Origin of the sequence: Campylobacter concisus (assembly GCF_002913545.1) — a bacterium.
GTDB lineage: Bacteria > Campylobacterota > Campylobacteria > Campylobacterales > Campylobacteraceae > Campylobacter_A > Campylobacter_A concisus_AV.
Genome location: NZ_PPBR01000058.1, coordinates 1 through 531, shown reverse-complemented (window position 1 = coordinate 531; position 531 = coordinate 1). Strand labels below are relative to the sequence as shown.

The following is a 531-nucleotide window of genomic DNA, read 5'->3' as shown; positions in this document are numbered from 1 at the left end:
AGTCAAAGCCGTAGTCGTTGCCAATGGCCGTAAGTGCCGAAGTATCAGTAGTTAGCGCGATGCCTGGTAGTGGTTGGCGCTCACTTTTATATCTGCCAGTTAGCTCGGCTGCAAAGTGCTGAGCGTCCGCCGCAGAGCCGCCGTTACCGCATATGAGCACCTTTTTGCCATTTTTTAGCGTATCAGCCACCATCTGGCAAGCACGCTCCAAGCTACCTAGCAAATTTACATGCTCGCTAAAGGTCTTTTGGTGAGCCTCAAGCTCATTTTTTATCATCGTTTTTAGCATCTTTTATCCTTTTTATTATCCCTGTTGTGCTTTTGCCCTCGACAAAGTCGATCAGCATGACCTCTTTTACGATCTCGCTGCCAACGACCTCTTTGCCCTTGTAGTCAGCCCCTTTTACAAGCACATCAGGCTTTATCTTTGTTATCAAATTTAAAGGCGTATCCTCATCAAATATCACGACATAATCGACAAATCCTAGCCCGCTTAGCACGCAGGCTCTATCCTCTTGTGAGTTTATAGGC

Annotated in this window: 1 protein-coding gene and 1 pseudogene; both read right to left on the bottom strand. The window is 46.7% G+C overall.

Annotated elements, in window-relative coordinates; translation table 11 throughout:
- A partial coding sequence (locus tag CYP05_RS03715) for an SIS domain-containing protein (protein ID WP_141090273.1) occupies positions 1 to 289 on the bottom strand: 289 nt, incomplete at its 3' end.
- Positions 264 to 531: pseudogene (locus tag CYP05_RS03710) on the bottom strand (bifunctional heptose 7-phosphate kinase/heptose 1-phosphate adenyltransferase); the annotation flags it as partial. The gene CYP05_RS03715 and the pseudogene CYP05_RS03710, both read right to left, overlap by 26 nt.